Here is a 16,302-nt window from a genome sequence, read left to right as displayed (position 1 = left end):
ACGCAGTGAACGCCGAACAGCGCCAGCAGGACATCGTTGATGCCGTGGCCCACGAGGGTCGCGTCGCCGTCGCCGACCTGGCCACCCGCTACGGCGTCACCGTCGAAACCATCCGCCGCGACCTGACGGCCCTGGACCGCGCCGGCGCCGTGCGCAAGGTCCACGGCGGCGCCGTCCCCGCCACCGTGCTGGCCCTCCCGGAGACCGCCGTCGCCGAACGCGAACTGCTGGGCGCCACCGCCAAGCAGGCCATCGCCGCGGCCGCCGTCGGTGCCCTGGAGCTGCGCCCCGGTGCCACCATCCTGCTCGACGCCGGCACCACCGTCGGCTGCCTCGCCCGGCTCCTGCCCGAGGGCCTGGGACTGACGGTGGTAACCGACTCCGTACTCACCGCCGCCCTGCTGGCCGGCCGCAGTGACCTGACCGTGCGCATGCTCGGCGGTCAGGTCCGCGGCATCACCCAGGCCGCCGTCGGCCCCGAGGCCCTGGAAACGCTCGCCGCCATGCGCGTGAACGTGGCCGTCATGGGCACCAACGGCCTGACCGCCGAGCATGGGCTGTCCACACCCGACCCGGATGAGGCCGCCGTAAAGCGCGCCATGGTCCGCGCCGCCCGCCGCGTCGTCGCCCTGGCCGACGCCACCAAGATCGGCCAGGAGCACCTGGTCTCCTTCGCCGACATCGACGACGTCGACCTGCTGGTCACCGACGCCGCCCTCCCCACGCCACTGGCCGCCCAACTCGCCGACACCGGAACCGAGGTCCTCATCGCATGATCATCACACTCACCCCCAACCCCTCACTGGACCGCACGGTCACGCTCGCCGGTCCGCTCGTGCGCGGTGGCGTCAACCGGCTGCAGTCGGTCACCACCGAGCCTGGCGGCAAGGGACTCAATGTCGCCCGCGTGCTGGCCCGCTCCGGCGAGGCCGTAACCGCCGTCCTGCCCGCGCCCGAGCACGACCCGCTGGTGACCGCGGTCAAGGCGCTGGACGCGCCCGGCCTGAGCACAATCCCCGTGGATGTGGCCGGGGCCGTGCGCATCAACACCGCAGTCACCGAGCCTGACGGCACCACCACCAAACTCAACGAGCCCGGTGCCACTCTGACGGACGCCGAGGTCGCCGCCGTGGAGGCGGCCCTGAGTCGAGCCGTGGCGGCGGGTGCGGCCGACAACACCGCCGGCGTCGATCGGGACAGCCCGGCCGGCGTCCACAGCTGGGCCATCCTGTCCGGTTCGTTGCCGCCCGGCGCCCCCACCGACTGGTACGCGCGCCTGGTCGGTCTGCTGCGTCGGGCAGCCCCCGGGCTGCGCATCGCGGTCGACACCTCCGACGCGCCCCTGGCCGCCCTGGCCGCCGCCCTGCCCGAGGCCGCCCCCGACCTGATCAAACCCAACGGGGAGGAGCTCGGCCAGCTCGCGGGCCTGCCCCCCGAGCGCGCCACCGCCCTGGAAGAGGGTGCGCTCGCCGGTGACTACGCCCCCGTCGCCCAGGCCGCCCGCGTCCTGGTGGACCGCGGCGTGGGCGCGGTGCTGGCCACCCTCGGCGGCGCCGGTGCCGTCCTGGCCACCGCCTCCGGCGCCTGGCGGGCCACCGCGCCCGCCGTCCCCGTCATCTCCACCGTCGGTGCCGGAGACTCCTCCGTCGCCGGCTACATCCTGGCCGACGTGCACGGCGCCGCCGCCCCCGAGTGTCTGGCCACCGCCATGGCCTACGGCTCCGCCGCCGCAGGCCTGCCCGGTACCACCCTGCCCGGACCCGCCGACCTGTCCACGCAGGCCGCCGAAATCACCGAGCTCTGACCAGCCCGCAACCACACCACCACTAACCAGGAGACCACAAGGAAAACACCATGTCCCAACCCACCAACGCAGCGAACACGCCGCTGATCGTGCCCGAACTCGTCCGCCTGGACGCGTCCGCCGGCACCGACAAGCAGGCGGTCATCAACTACCTGGCAGACGTCGTCGCCGCCGCCGGCCGCGCCGACACCACCGAGGGGCTCGCCGCCGACGCCCTGGCCCGCGAGGCCACCGCGCCCACCGGCATCCCCGGCGGCATCGCCATCCCGCACTGCCGCAGCCCGCACGTGCTCGCCCCCTCGCTCGGCTTCGCCCGCCTGAACCAGCCGGTCGACTTCGGTGCCGCCGACGGGCAGGGCGCCGACCTCGTGTTCATGATCGCCGCCCCCGCCGGTGCGGACGACTTCCACCTGCAGCTGCTGGCCAAGCTCGCCCGCGGGCTGATGAAGTCGGAGTTCACCGGCGCCCTGCGCGCCGCGGCCACCCCCGAGGACGTCGCCCGACTGGTCACCGAGCAGGTCCAGCCCGAGCTGCTCGGCGACGGCGCCGCCCCCGCTCAGGAGGATGCCGCTGCGCCCGCCGCGGCTCCCGCCGACACCGGCCGCGTCATCGTCGGCGTCTCCTCCTGCCCCACCGGCATCGCCCACACCTTCATGGCCGCCGAGGCGCTCGAACAGGCCGGCAAGGAGCGCGGCGTGACCGTGCGCATCGAGGGGCAGGGCTCCGGCAAGATCGACTGGCTCGACGCCGACCTGGTGGAGGCGGCCGACGCCGTCATCTTCGCCCACGACCTGCCGGTCAAGGGCCTGGAGCGCTTCGCCGGAAAGCCCGTGATCGACGTCGGGGTCAAGGCCGCTGTCAACGACGCCGGCTCCCTGGTGGACCAGGCCCTGGCCGCCATCGACGATCCCGGCGCCAAGCGGGTGGCGGCGGGAGCCGGCGGCGGCGAGGCCGAGGGCGAGGAGGAGCACGTGCACTGGGCGCGGCGCCTGCAGCGCTCGGTGATGACCGGCGTGTCCTACATGATTCCCTTCGTGGCCGCGGGCGGTCTGCTCACCGCCCTGGGCTTCCTGTTCGGCGGCTACGACATCGGCTCCACCGCCCAGACCATCGTCATCGGCAACGCGGATGAGGGGCTCGCGGCCTCCAGCCTTTGGAACCTGCCGGATCTGAGTAACCCGGCCTACGCGGCCCCGCACGCCCTGGGCGGTTCCCCGCTGATGGCCTACATCGGTGCGGTCTTCGCCCTCCTGGGCACCGCGGCCATGAACTTCCTGGTGCCGGCCCTGGCCGGGTACACCGCCTTCGGCCTGGCCGGACGCCCCGGCATCGCCCCCGGCTTCGCCATGGGCGCGCTGTCGGTGGCCATCGGTGCCGGCTTCATCGGCGGTCTGATCGGCGGGCTGCTCGCCGGCTACATGGCCTCCTGGCTCGCGGGGCTGGACGTGCCCCGGTGGCTGCGCAGCCTCATGCCGGTGGTCATCATCCCGCTGTCCACCACACTGGTGGTCGGTTCCCTGATGTACATGGTCCTCGGCAACCCGCTGGCCTCCTTCATGACCTGGATGAGCGACTCGCTGACCTCCATGGCAGACTCCGGCTCCGCCATCTTCCTGGGCATCATCCTGGGCCTGATGATGTGCTTCGACCTGGGCGGTCCGGTCAACAAGGCCGCCTACCTGTTCGCCACCGCCGGCCTGTCCGCGGCGACCACCGCCTCCTACGAGATCATGGCCGCGGTTATGGCGGCCGGCATGGTGCCGCCGCTGGCCCTCGCGCTGGCCACCACGGTGCGCCCGGGCCTGTTCACCGACGTCGAGCGGGACAACGGGCGGGCCGCCTGGCTGCTGGGCGCCTCCTTCATCTCCGAGGGCGCCATCCCCTTCGCCGCCGCCGACCCGCTGCGCATCATCCCGCCGTCCATGGTGGGCGGCGCCGTGACCGGCGCCCTGTCCATGGCGCTGCACGTGGGTTCGCGTGCTCCGCACGGCGGTATCTTCGTGTTCTTCGCGATCGACAACCTGCTCGGGTTCTTCATCTCGATCATCGCGGGCATGTTGGTCACCGCCATCGGCGTGCTCGTCCTCAAGCAGGCCCGGGCTCGCAAGCTCTTGGCTGAAGCCGCCGCCGAGGCGGTTGCCGCCTGATCCGACCGTCGACTGAGTCGGTCCGAAGCGTCCGGGCCCGGGTGGGATTGCCACTCGGGCCCGGACGCCGTGTGAAAGGGGTTACACTCGTCGCGTCTTCCACCCCACTAACCTCCCGAGACTGCTCATGCCACACCTATATCGCCGCCTCGTCGCCTTCACGGCGGCCCTGGCCCTCGGTGCCTTCGCGCCGGCAATCACCGCCCCGGCCACGGCCGCGGAGGCCGCCGACACCACCACGCTTTCCATCCTCGGCATCACCGACCTGCACGGCCACATCGAAACCACCGGCGACGAGCCCGGCGCCGTCACCCTGGCCTGCGAGGTCGCCGCCGCCCGCGAGCGCAACCCCAGCACGCTCTTCGTCTCCAATGGTGACAACGTCGGCGGCAGCGCCTACATCTCCTCGATCCTCGACGACCAGCCCACCATCGACGTCCTGAACGCCATCGGCCTGGACGTCACCAGCGCCGGCAACCACGAGTTCGACAAGGGCATCACCGACCTCGCCGACCGCCTCCTGCCCGCCTTCAACGCCCCGATCCTGTCCGCGAACGTCACCGGCAACGCCGCCCTGGGCGCCGAGGGCTCCGGCAACGGCACCTGGATCACCGAGGTCGACGGCGTCACGGTCGGCTTCATCGGCGTCGTCACCGAAGAGCTGCCCAGCCTGGTGTCCAAGTCCGCGCTCGAAGGCCTCACGGTCTCCGACGCGACCGCCACCGCCAACGCGCGCGCCACCGCGCTGAAGGACGGCGACGCCGCCAACGGAGAGGCCGACGTCGTCGTCGTCCTGGCCCACGAGGACGCCGCCATCTATGGCAACCAGTTCAACGGCGCCGTCGACGCCGTCGTCGCCGGCCACACCCACGTGCCCTTCGCCGACGTCGTCAAGTCGACCGACGGCACGGACATCGCCGTCGTCCAGCCCGACCACTACGGCCTCAAACTCGGCGAGATCTCCCTGACGGTGACCACCGCCGCGGACGGCACCAAGGACGTCACCGCCGCCACCGCCCGCAACCTCGACCTGGCGGAGTCCGACTGCACCACCGACGCCTACGGCGTGGCCGACATCGTCGCGAAGGCGAAGACGGACTCCGAGGCCGCCGGCAACGAGGTCCTCACGACCCTCGGCTCGAACTTCTACCGCGGCACCGACACGGGCACGGACTACGGGGCCAACCGCTCCACCGAGTCCACCGCCTCCAACCTCATCGCCACCTCCTTCGCCTCCTGGCTGGCCGAGGACATTCAGCCGTCCAGCGACTACGCGATCGGATTGATGAACCCCGGCGGGGTGCGCGCCGACTACCTGGCCGGCGAGCTCACCGCGGGGGAGGCCTACACGGTGCAGCCCTTCGGCAACGAGATGGCCTACGCCACCTACACGGGCGCCCAGGTAAAGCAGGTGCTCGCCGAGCAGTTCCAGCCGACGACGACGCGCGCCGCGCTCATGCTCGGAACCTCGGACAACGTCGAGGTCTACCTCGACCAGGACGCCGCCGACCAGCTCGAGGACTACTTCACGCAGATCTCCACCGCCGCCTCCGAGGCGGAACGGAGCGCACTGGTCGAGAGCCTCGCCGACGACATCGCCGACGCGCGCTCGCGGGTCATCGACGCCGTCTACATCGACGGCGAGCTGCTCGACGACGCGGCGACCGTCACGGTCGCCTCCAACACCTTCCTGCTCGCGGGCGGCGACAACTTCGACACCCTGGGCGAGAAGACGATGATCAACACCGGCATCCTCGACCGCACGGTCACCTCCGAGTACCTGGTGCGCATCTCCCCGGCCACCGCCTCCTACGACAAGCACCAGGTCGGCACCTCGCTCGCCGTCGACGGCGACACCGTGACGGCCCGCTTCACCGGACTCAGCTATTCGGCCACCGCCGAGCAGGGCGTGCGCGACGCGGCCACCTCGATCGCCGCCACCGTCGACATGGCCGACGGCACCACCCGCACCCTGACGACGAGCGACATCGACCAGTCGGTCACCCCGGGCCTGCCCGAGACCGGCCAGGCGACGCTCACCTTCACGCTTCCCGACGGCGTCGCCACCCAGGACTGCACGGTCGACGGCGTGAGCACGACGTGCGCGACCGTCTCCTTCACCATCACCAGGGCCGACGAGTCCACCGAGACGCTCGCCGTCACCGCCCAGGTCGTGCGCGCGGTCTCGCCGGAGACGCCGGCACCGTCGACGCCCAGCGCGGCGGTGGGGCCGGCCACCGGGGCTCCGACGACGGCCGGCGTGGTCCCGGTAGTCGCCGGTACGCCCGCCACGGGGCACGGCTCGCGCGGTGCCCTGGCCCGCACCGGCGCGCCGATCGCCCTCGGCTTGCTCGCCCTCGGCCTCATGGGCGGTGGCACCCTGCTGACCGCCCGCCGACGCGACTAGGGTCCGCCGGATCGGCTTGTGGGATGATGCTCCGGTGAGCTTTGGTGACCCCGACCGGACCACCCCGCCCTCCGGCGGCACACTCGCCCCTGCCCGCCCCGCTCCGCCGCTCGCCCTCGGCGAGGAGGTGAACGAGGAGTGCGGCGTCTTCGGCGTCTGGGCGCCGGGGGAGGAGGCCGCGCGGCTTACCTACTTCGGTCTGTACGCCCTCCAGCACCGCGGCCAGGAGGCCGCCGGCATCGCCTCCACCGACGGCAGCAAGATCCTGGTCTACAAGGACCTCGGCTTGGTCTCCCAGATCTTCGACGACGGCACGTTGTCCAGCCTCACCGGCCACCTCGCCGTCGGACACGTCCGCTACGCGACCCAGGGCGCCGGCACCTGGGAGAACGCGCAGCCGATGCTCGGGCCCGCCGCCGGCTCCACCCTGGCGCTGACCCACAACGGCAACCTCACCAACACCCGGGAACTCATGGAGGCGGTCCACCGCACCAGCGGGGAGGACCTCACCGGCGAACTCGGCCGCGGCTCCTCCACCGACACCGCCGTCATCGCCGCCCTCATGGAGCTGGTCTCCCAGCGTGGCCGCCTGGACGCCTGGGACTATGACGCCGTCGACGCCGACACCCCCCTGTACCTCCCGGTGACCGATGCCGACGCCGCTCCGCCGTTGAGCATCTCCGCCACCGCCCGGCGGGTGCTGCCCCTGCTGCGCGGCGCCTTCTCCCTGGTGTTCATGGATGAGCACACGCTGTACGCCGCCCGCGACCCGCACGGCGTGCGTCCACTGGTGCTCGGCCGCCTGCAGCGCGGCTGGGTGGTCGCCTCCGAGAGCGCCGCCCTGGACATCCTCGGGGCCGCCTTCGTCCGCGAGATCGAGCCCGGCGAGCTGATCGAGATCGACGCCGACGGCGTGCGCTCGACCCGCTTCGCCACGCCCCGCCGGGCCGGCTGCGTATTCGAGTACGTCTACCTCGCCCGCCCGGACACGCGCATCGCCGGCACCTCGGTGATCGCCGCCCGCAACGCCATGGGGGCGGCCCTGGCTCGCGAGCACCCGGTCGACGCCGACCTGGTCATCGCCACCCCCGAATCCGGTACCCCTGCCGCCATCGGCTACGCCCAGGCCTCCGGCATCCCCTATGGGCAGGGACTGGTGAAGAACACCTACGTCGGCCGTACCTTCATCCAGCCCACCCAGACCCTGCGTCAGCTCGGCATCCGGCTCAAGCTCAACCCGGTGCGTGAGGTCATCGCCGGCAAGCGCCTCATCGTCGTCGACGACTCGATTGTGCGCGGCAACACCCAGCGCGCCCTGGTGCGCATGCTGCGGGAGGCCGGCGCCGCGCAGGTGCATGTGCGCATCTCCTCCCCGCCGGTGCTGTGGCCCTGCTACTACGGCATCGACTTCGCCACCCGCGCCGAGTTGATCGCCACCGGCATGAGCGTGGAGGAGATCCGCGACTCCCTCGGCGCCGACTCCCTCGGCTACCTGTCGGTGGACGGTATGGTCGCCGCCTCCGGGCAGGACGCCGACGCCCTGTGCACCGCCTGCTTCACCGGCAACTACCCCACCGCCACGCCCACCACGGGCCCGCTACCCGGTGCGCCGGCCGCCCGCGTCCCCGGCGCCTACCGGCGTCGTCGCGCCGACACCGATGCCGCACCCGTCCCCGCGGCCCCGCGCCGCGTCACCCGCCCGGACCTGAGCGCCGGCAGTCCCCACCGGGCCCCGGCCGACCCCGAGGCCGCCACGTCTTCGGGTGCCGACACCGCATCCACCCGGCACGCCGCCACCCCCGCCGACCCCGCACCGGAAGGAACCGTCCGATGAGCCAGAGCGACGCCCCCAACGCCCCCATCACCTACGCCGCCGCCGGCGTCGACACGGCCGCGGGCGACCGGGCGGTCGAACTTATGAAGGCGTCGGTTGCCGCCACCATGACCCCCGCCGTCGTCGGGGAGGTGGGCGGCTTCGCCGGAATGGTCGACGTCTCCGAGCTGCGCAGCTACCGCCGCCCCCTGCTGGCCACCTCCACCGACGGGGTCGGCACCAAGGTCGCCATCGCCCAGGCCCTCGACATCCACGACACCATCGGTCAGGACCTGGTGGGCATGGTCATCGACGACATCGTGGTGGTCGGCGCCCGCCCCCTGCTGATGACCGACTACATCGCCTGCGGCAAGGTGATCCCGCAGCGCATCGCCGACATCGTGCGCGGCGTGGCCCAGGCCTGCGCCGCCGTCGGCACCCCCCTGTTGGGTGGGGAGACCGCCGAGCATCCCGGGCTGATGGGCCCGGACGACTACGACGTCGCCGGTGCCGCCACCGGCGTGGTGGAGGCCGACCGGGCGCTCGGCGCGCAGCGGGTGCGCCCCGGCGACGTGCTCGTGGCCTTGGCGTCCTCCGGTCTGCACTCGAACGGCTACTCACTGGTGCGCCGCGTGGTGGATCAGGCCGGCTGGTCCCTGGACCGGGAGGTGCCCGAGTTCGGCCGCACCGTCGGGCAGGAGCTGCTGGAGCCCACACGTCTGTACACGCGGGTGCTGCTTGACCTCATCGCCCAGATCGACCCCGCCGACGTCGACCCCGCCGAGTTGCGCATCCGCGCCCTGGCGCACGTCACCGGCGGCGGCCTGGGGGCGAACCTGGCCCGCGTCCTGCCCGCCGGGACCATCGCCGTCGTCGACCGCGGTACCTGGGTGGTGCCCGCGGTATTCGACGTCGTGCGCCGCCTGGGCGCGGTCCCGTGGGACGACCTGGAGTCCACCCTCAACCTGGGGGTGGGCATGGTCGCGGTGGTATCCCCGGACGCCGCCGATGCGGTGCTGGGCGGAGCCGAGGCCGCGGGCGTGCCCGCCTGGGTGCTGGGCAGCGTCGAGGACGCCGCCGACTACGCGCCCCGGGGCCGGCTGATTGCCGGCACCAAGGGCGTCGACGGTGGTGGCGTGGACCTGCTGGGGACCTATCGGATCGCTTGAGCCGACACCGGGGCGGGGCCGCCGGAGCCGCTGTGGGCCCGGCGGCGCGTCGCGGCGTCACGCGGAGACGCTCAGGTGCCGCACTCGCGCATGGCTGCGTACGGCGAGGCGCCCGGGGCGGGTGTCAGGCGTCCTCGTCGTCCCAGTCGTCGTCGACCGCATACTTTGCGGCCAACTCCTCATACATGTCGTCGTCGGACTCGACGTCGGGGGACGCTGCGGAGGACGCTGTGGCGAGCTCGCGTTCGAGTGCCGCATAGTCGGTCTCCGGGCTGAAGTACTTGAGCTTGCGGGCGACCTTGGTCGCCTTGGCCTTCTGACGGCCGCGCCCCATAGGCTCGACCCCCTCCAACATATCTCTGGGCGCGCACGTGGGCGCGCAGCAACTGGGCAAATGTGTCGTGAGGCAACCGTACAACGTCACCGCGCCGAAACACCATTCCACAGGCGGCGCTTCGGTCGTGGTAAGGCCCACGGATGGGGCGCCGCATGCTGGGAATACGGGTGTGGGCGGGGTCGGGCGGCGCGCGGGATGGCGGCGGCGCGCGCCTAGCGGCGCAGGGCCTTGATCAGGGCGAACACGCTCAACCCGGCCAGCCCCGCCACGGCTCCGGTGACCAGGGCCAGTGCCTGCGGATCTCCGTCCTGGGCGTCGTCGAGCAGACGCCGGGCCCGCTCGATGAGTGACAGGCTGTCGGTTCTCGGCGCGTCGGCCGACACCAGTGGAGCGCCGGCGTCGCCCTGCAGGCGGGCCTTCAGACCGGTGGCCGCCGACCGGGCACGTTCGCGCAGGTCGGCCACGGTTGCCTCGGTGGTGGAGCGGGCCACCGCCTTGAGGGCGTTGGGGGCCAGGCGTTGAGTCAGCTCCTCAACGTCGTTCACAACCGATGCGCGCAGGTCGGCCAGCCGGGCCTCGATCTCTTCCGGGGTAGCCGCTGCGGCCGAATTGTTCTCACTCACTGCTGGCTGCCCTTCTCGAAGCCGGTGGTGGCGGCGGACTTGACGGTGTTCAGATCATGCTGGAGGGCGCCCTTCGGGTCGGGCATGTCGGCCTTAGCGGCCTGGAGGCGCTTGACGCCAAGTAGTGCGGCGATGGCGGCGACGATCAGCAGCACCACGGCGACGATGAGCTTGGCCGCCCACAGGGGCAGCGCGAGCGCAATCAACTCCACGATGGTTCCCAGCAGGAAGCCCACGCCGTACAGGGCGACGACCCCGCCCACGGCAAGCAGGGCACCGCCCACGCCCATGGTGGTGGCCATGCGCTTGCCCTTTGCCTTGGCCAGGTCGATCTCACCATGCACCAGCGCGGAGATGTTGTCCGAGATCCGGGTCACGAGCTCGCCGAGCGTCGGCTGCGCCGCCGAGGCGGATGACGAGGACGCCGCTGGGGGCTGTTTGGGTTGTTGGGCCTGCTGGCTCATGGAACCGACCTTCTCATGCCTGCTGATGAACAATCCCGGGGCGGCGGACGGCCGCTCCTACTGCTTGCACCAGAATCTCACATGCCGGGCCTGAGCGGCAGCTTGCCGCCCCTGCGTAAGTGTCTGATTCGTCGGCAGCAGGAGTAGTGCAACCGAATGGTGACGTTGCGGCGCGTCGGTGTGGTCGTGTCCCGGCCCCTGTCCTCGGGGAGTGCGCCTCCGGGGATCTGCTTGGACCGCTTACGCGCGGTTGGACCGCTTACGCGCGGTTGGACCGCCGTAACCGGCGGCTACGGCGGTCCAACGGGGGCGCGGCGGTCCAACGGGGGCTCAGCGGTCCAACGGCGTGGCACTCGCTTTCCCATGTGGAGGGCGGCCGCGTCGCCGAAGTTCACCAAGGTCCACAGGCCGGGTTCGCGCAGGGCACCGCTCGGCGCATTCACAGGCCTTCGGATGCACGCCACTGCCGGTGTGCACAGTGGAAACATGTGGACTTCACCGATTCCGATCATTTTGTCTTCGGATCTCGCCGGACAGGGGCGGCGTAGCGACGTCCTCGCTCAAGAAGCCGCGCGTTCTGGAGGAGAACTCATTCGTATCCGTCGCGGTGTCTACGTGCGGCGAAGTGAGTTCAGCAGTTTGAGTAGGCAGCAGGCACACGTGGTCAAGGTGATCGCTGCCCAACTCACCGGGGCACTGGATGGTGCCGTACTGGCCAGGGAGTCTGCTGCCGTGATACACGGCATCCCTCTCGTAGGAGCGATTCCTCAACAGGTGCAGGTGGTACGACCCGGGCGCGACGGTGGACGAATGTCGTCGGGGATTCGTACGCTGCGTGCCGGCCACGGCTTCCAGACCGTGCTGGACGATGGCGTCCCGGTGGCCTCGGTGGCGCAGACCTTGGCGGATCTTGGACGTCGTCGCCCACTGCGCGATGTACTGGCCGGCTTTGACGCCATGCTGAGAGCCGGTCGAGTGACGAAGGAGGATATCGCCGCTGCGGCTCCGGAGCGCTCGCGGGGACGACCAAGGCTGTACCGGACGATCGAGGTGGCCGATCCGAATGCCGAGTCACCGGGAGAGAGCCTGAGCCGGGCGGTGATGATCGAACATCACCTACCCATGCCCGCTTTGCAGGAGCCGGTGCGGGATCGGCACGGCGGGCTGCTTGGACGGGTGGACTTCATCTGGCCTGAGCACGGCGTGATCGGGGAGTTCGACGGTCGGGTTAAGTACGGACGGGAGCTGACGGGCAGACCGGTGGATGAGGTCCTACTCGCCGAGCGGCGCCGAGAGCTTGACATTGAGAGCGCTACCGGCATGCGAGTCGTACGTTGGCTTTGGGACGACGCCTGGAGGGAACAAGGTCTGCTGGAGATCCTTGCTGGAGCTGGTATCCGCCCTGTGCGCTGATGCGGTTCAGCCCGGTTGGACCGCTCACGCGCGGTTGGACCGCTTACGCGCGGTTGGACCGCTTACGCGCGGTTGGACCGCTTACGCGCGGTTGGACCGCTTACGCGCGGTTGGACCGCCGTAACCGGCGGCTACGGCGGTCCAACGGGGGCTCAGCGGTCCAACCGGGGAACAGCGGTCCAACGGGGGCGCGGCGGTCCAACGGCATGGCACTCGCTTTCCCATGCGGAGGGCGGGCCTACTCCTGGCTCCAGGCCTCCCACAGGCTCGCGTATTCCCCGCCGCGGGCGACCAGCTCGTCATGCGTACCCAGCTCCACGATCCGCCCATCCAGCATGACGGCCACCCGGTCCGCGTCCTGCGCGGTGTACAGCCGGTGCGCCACCTCGATCACCGTGCGCCCAGCCAGCGCCGTGGACAGCGTCCGCTCCAGGGTGCGCGCGGCGTGGGGGTCCAGCAGGGAGGTCGCCTCGTCCAGGATCAGCGTATGAGGATCGAGCAGCACCAATCGTGCCAGCGCCACCTCCTGGGCCTGCGCGGGCGTGAGCGTCAGGTTTCCCGAGCCAACCCGCGTGTGCATGCCATCGGGTAGCGCCTCCACCCACGCCTGCGCGCCGATGGCCGTGATCGCGCGGGCAATGGTGGCGTCGTCCGCGTCCGGGCGGCCCAGGCGCACGTTGTCGGCAATCGTGCCGGAGAACACATGCTGTTCCTGTGTCACCAGGGCCACATGCCGGCGCAGCTCCGTCTCCGTCAAGTCCGTCAACGGCACACCGCCCACCGTCACCGACCCGGAGGTGGGCGGGTTGATGCCCGCCAGCATTCGCCCCAGCGTCGACTTGCCAGAGCCCGACGGGCCGACGACGGCGAGCCGCTCCCCGGGCACCAGATCCAGGTCGATGCCGTGCAGCACCTCCACGCCCCGGCGGTAGGAGAAGCGGACATCGCGCAGACGCATACGCGTGTCCTCGGGCACGGCCCCGGTGGGAGTACGGTCCTCGGGCACCTCCTCCACCCCCAGGATGCGCGTGAGCGACGCCTGGGACACCTGCACCTGGTCGATCCAGTACATCAGCTGGCCGATCGGCTTGCGCAGCTCCATGGCGTACAGGGTCACGGTGGTGATCGCCCCCAGGCTCGCCCAGCCGCGGGAGGCCAGGAAACCGCCCCACAACAGGATCACCACCACCGGCGCGCGCCAGGCCACGTCCAGCACCAGGTACAGGCGCAGTCGCAGCCAGGCGGTGAACTTCTCCAGGCTCCAGGCCTCCGCGATCGACGCGGCGATGACCTCCTCCCGGCGGCGGCCAATCCCCAGGGCGTCGACGGTGAAGGCGTGGTCGACAGTCTCGGAGACGACGCCGTTGACTCGCGCATCGGCGGCAGAGCCGGCACGGTAGGCGGGCACCGAGATCGGCAAGTACCAGCTCATCATCGCCCACACCGGAGGGCCCACCAGCAGCAGCCCCGCCGCCAGCAGCGGATCCGACACCGCCGCCGCGGCGATCGTGAACACGATCGTCACCGTACACACCATGATCTGGGGCACGCCCACCCGCACCAGGAACTCGATGCGAGAGACGTCATTGGTGGTCCGCCCCACCAGGTCGCCGGTCCCCGCGGACTCGACGGCGGACAGGGGCAGGTGCACCACGCGGGTCATCATGCGCTCACGCAGGTCGGCGAACACCGACTCCCCGAGCGTGCGTGCACGCAGCTGGGCGAACCGATTGATAATCGCGCCGACTAGCGTGACCAAGACGATCACCAGGACGATCTTGTCGACGTAGTCGACGGTGGCGGTGCCTGCGGACACGCGAGTCACCAGCCGACCCAGCAGCTGCGGGGCCACCAAAGTGGCCAGCACCGCCGTGATCTGCAACATCAGCACCCACACGAAGCGCATGCGGTAGGAGGCCATGATCCCGAAGGTCTTGCGCATGGCCACCTTGCCGGGGGCTACGGGCAGTGCCATCAGCGGGTCGCCTCCTCGGTGGGGGCGACGGCGTTCGGTCGCGCCGACGGCGGGGTCCGTGGGGTTTGGGTCGTGCCCGCCTGCGGTTGCTCCCCCGTGGCCCGGGCGACGACGGCGCGGTAGGCGACGGCGTCGGGGTCACCGGCCCGGGCGCGGGCCAGCAGCTCTCGGTGCGGGGCGCGCAGGCGCTCGCGGCCGGCGTCGTCGAGGAAGACGACCTCATCGCAGACCTCCAGCACCAGCGGGGAGGCGGTGGTGACGATCGTGGTGCGCCCCGTGCGGGCGGCGCGTACCCGCCGCGCCACCCGGGCCTCCGTATGCGAGTCCAGAGCGCTGGTCGGCTCGATCAGTACCAGCGTCGGCGCCTGCGTGAGCAGCGCCCGGGCCAACGCCACGCGCTGCCGTTGCCCGCCGGACAGTGACCGCCCCCGCTCGGTGATCATGCCCGCCAGCCCCAGGTCCAGGGAGGAGAGAACGTCGTGGGCGTCGGCCACCTCCAGGGCGGCCAGCAGGCGCTCGTCGCCGTCCGCGCGGGTCACCGCCGCGTGCACGTTCTGGTCCACATCGGCGACCCCGGACCGCTCTCGTTCGGCGGCCACCAGAGTGACAACGTCAACCGGTGCGGGTGCCGCCCCGCCGCGCACGTCCAGCGCCTCGCGCAGGGTGCCGGTGAACAGCTGCGCCGTCGCCCCGGAGACCACGATCGAGGCGCGCACCTGCTCCAAGGGCATGTCGGTCAGGGCCCGCCCGGCGAGCGTGACGGCCGGAGCCGCGTCGTCGAAGCGGCCCAGGCGGGTGGCCAGCGCGGCGGAGGCATCCGGATCGGCGGCGACAAGCGCGGTCATGCGCCCGGGCGCCAGCACCACCCCCGAGGCGGAGTCCACCAGCTCGCCGTCGACCGGCACCGGGCGGGCCGGATCGAGCACCAGCCGTTCGGCAACGCCCCCGGCGACCGGTTCAACCGCGAGCAGGCGCGCCAGGCGCCGACTGCCCACCAGGGCGCGTGTGAAGTCCTGCACCGAGTAGGAGAAGACCATCAGTGGCCAGGACAGGTAGGCGGTGTAGCCGTAGAAGGTGACCAGTTCACCGGCCGTGATCGCCCCGGTGATGGCCATGCGGGCCGCCGCCCACACGACGACGGCGACGAACAGTCCCGGCAGCAGCACCTGCAGGCTCATCAACAGCGACTGGGCCCCGGCGACGTCGACGCCACGGCGCCGCAGCTCCTGGGAGGCCTCCCGGTAGCGGTGGGCGAACACGTCCTCCCCGCCGATCCCGCGCAGAATCCGCAGACCCGCCACCGTGTCGGTGGTGATGGTGGTAAGTGCCGACTGTGCCTCCCGCTGCACCGACTGGCGACGTTGCAACGGCCGGATAACCGGGGTGATCGCCCACGCCACCACCGGCATCCCCACCAGCACGATCACGCCCAGCCGCACCGACGTGCTCAGCATGACCACCGCCACCACCAGGAAGGCGCAGGCGGACCCGATCAGCTCCGGCAGCCGCTCGGCGAAGTTTCCGATGTACTGGGCGTCCGAGGCGACGATTGAGGCGACCTCCCCGGAGGAGACCTGCCGGGGCAAGTCGGCGCCGGTGGTGGACACCTGCCGCCCCACCAGACGCGTGATGTCGAAGTTGATTCGCATCCACCCGTGCACACGGAAGTAGGACAGCAGGGTGTCGCCCACCGCGTAGACCACGAACAGCCCCAGCAGGGTCAGCGCAATCGCCCACACGCGCGGGTTCAGGCCATGCTCGATGCCCGCGTCCAGGGCGGCGCCGAGGAAGGACGGCACGATCGCCTGGATAATGCTGGAGACGATCGCCGCCGCGGTGGCGACTGCCAGCGGTGCGGCGGCGCGGCGCAGCAGCCAGCGCAGCAGTCTCCCCGGTGACGTGCCGACGGGCGGCTGGGGGAGCGGGGCGTCGGGCTGCGGCAGCAGCCGTCGGACGGCGGCGCGGGGCATTCGAGAGTCGGCCATGGTGGCATGAGGCTAGCCGCCCCCGAGCAAACGGGCGCCGCCCGATCGGTGTGGGAAGGGACGCTTCGAAGGCGGGAATAGGCGTCGGCGCGGGTTCCGGTCCATGCCGGGGTGCCCGTGCCGGGAGCGGACCCGGTGTCGGGGCCCCGACACCGGCCGAGCGGC

General features: G+C 71.5%; 12 protein-coding genes. 7 read left to right on the top strand and 5 right to left on the bottom strand.

The window, feature by feature from the left end; translation table 11 throughout:
* Nucleotides 1-5: 5 nt before the first annotated feature.
* The 6 genes from ACGLYG10_RS09810 to purM all read left to right on the top strand — a co-directional run bounded on the left by ACGLYG10_RS09810 (nt 6) and on the right by purM (nt 9,340).
* Complete coding sequence (locus ACGLYG10_RS09810; protein WP_073331116.1) at nt 6-776, top strand: DeoR/GlpR family DNA-binding transcription regulator; 771 nt, start codon at nt 6-8, stop codon at nt 774-776.
* Nucleotides 773-1,804 (top strand): 1-phosphofructokinase family hexose kinase, encoded by a 1,032-nt coding sequence (locus ACGLYG10_RS09805; RefSeq protein WP_073331113.1) that lies wholly within the window; start codon nt 773-775, stop codon nt 1,802-1,804. The genes ACGLYG10_RS09810 and ACGLYG10_RS09805 overlap by 4 nt, the downstream gene beginning before the upstream one ends.
* Nucleotides 1,805-1,854: 50 nt before the next feature.
* The gene (locus ACGLYG10_RS09800; protein WP_073331110.1) at nt 1,855-3,951 is read left to right on the top strand and encodes a PTS fructose transporter subunit IIABC; all 2,097 of its coding nucleotides are present in this window, start codon (nt 1,855-1,857) and stop codon (nt 3,949-3,951) included.
* 127 nt (nt 3,952-4,078) lie between these two features.
* Nucleotides 4,079-6,358: a 5'-nucleotidase C-terminal domain-containing protein gene (locus tag ACGLYG10_RS09795; protein WP_073331106.1), complete on the top strand. Its 2,280-nt coding sequence runs from the start codon at nt 4,079-4,081 to the stop codon at nt 6,356-6,358.
* Nucleotides 6,359-6,485: 127 nt separating this feature from the next.
* Nucleotides 6,486-8,192 (top strand): amidophosphoribosyltransferase, encoded by a 1,707-nt coding sequence (gene purF / locus ACGLYG10_RS09790; RefSeq protein WP_244542657.1) that lies wholly within the window; start codon nt 6,486-6,488, stop codon nt 8,190-8,192.
* Nucleotides 8,189-9,340, top strand: a complete 1,152-nt coding sequence (gene purM / locus ACGLYG10_RS09785) for a phosphoribosylformylglycinamidine cyclo-ligase (protein ID WP_073331100.1) — start codon at nt 8,189-8,191, stop codon at nt 9,338-9,340. Before purF ends, purM begins: the two co-directional genes overlap by 4 nt.
* 124 nt (nt 9,341-9,464) lie before the next feature.
* Here the strand turns inward: purM and ACGLYG10_RS09780 are convergent, their stop codons facing one another.
* The 3 genes from ACGLYG10_RS09780 to ACGLYG10_RS09770 all read right to left on the bottom strand — a co-directional run bounded on the left by ACGLYG10_RS09780 (nt 9,465) and on the right by ACGLYG10_RS09770 (nt 10,764).
* Nucleotides 9,465-9,674: a DUF3073 domain-containing protein gene (locus tag ACGLYG10_RS09780; RefSeq protein WP_073331097.1), complete on the bottom strand. Its 210-nt coding sequence runs from the start codon at nt 9,672-9,674 to the stop codon at nt 9,465-9,467.
* Between the two features lie 215 nt (nt 9,675-9,889).
* Nucleotides 9,890-10,300: a hypothetical protein gene (locus ACGLYG10_RS09775; protein ID WP_073331094.1), complete on the bottom strand. Its 411-nt coding sequence runs from the start codon at nt 10,298-10,300 to the stop codon at nt 9,890-9,892.
* Nucleotides 10,297-10,764 (bottom strand): phage holin family protein, encoded by a 468-nt coding sequence (locus ACGLYG10_RS09770; protein WP_073331420.1) that lies wholly within the window; start codon nt 10,762-10,764, stop codon nt 10,297-10,299. The genes ACGLYG10_RS09775 and ACGLYG10_RS09770 overlap by 4 nt, the downstream gene beginning before the upstream one ends.
* Nucleotides 10,765-11,250: 486 nt before the next feature.
* On the opposite strand from ACGLYG10_RS09770, the gene ACGLYG10_RS09765 reads away from it, so the two are divergent.
* A complete protein-coding gene (locus ACGLYG10_RS09765) occupies nt 11,251-12,177 on the top strand; it encodes a hypothetical protein (RefSeq protein WP_073331091.1) in 927 nt (308 codons plus the stop codon).
* Between the two features lie 238 nt (nt 12,178-12,415).
* Here ACGLYG10_RS09765 and ACGLYG10_RS09760 read toward each other — a convergent pair whose 3' ends face one another.
* Entirely contained in the window at nt 12,416-14,152 is a 1,737-nt protein-coding gene (locus tag ACGLYG10_RS09760; protein WP_073331089.1) for an ABC transporter ATP-binding protein, read from the bottom strand.
* Complete coding sequence (locus tag ACGLYG10_RS09755; RefSeq protein WP_244542646.1) at nt 14,152-16,137, bottom strand: ABC transporter transmembrane domain-containing protein; 1,986 nt, start codon at nt 16,135-16,137, stop codon at nt 14,152-14,154. Before ACGLYG10_RS09755 ends, ACGLYG10_RS09760 begins: the two co-directional genes overlap by 1 nt.
* Between the last annotated feature and the right edge of the window lie 165 nt (nt 16,138-16,302).

The sequence above is a fragment of the Actinomyces glycerinitolerans genome (assembly GCF_900098745.1).
In the GTDB taxonomy this organism is placed as follows: Bacteria; Actinomycetota; Actinomycetes; order Actinomycetales; family Actinomycetaceae; genus Actinomyces; species Actinomyces glycerinitolerans.
The sequence above is the reverse complement of the archived record's forward strand: the minus strand, read 5'-3'. Positions and strand labels throughout refer to the sequence as shown.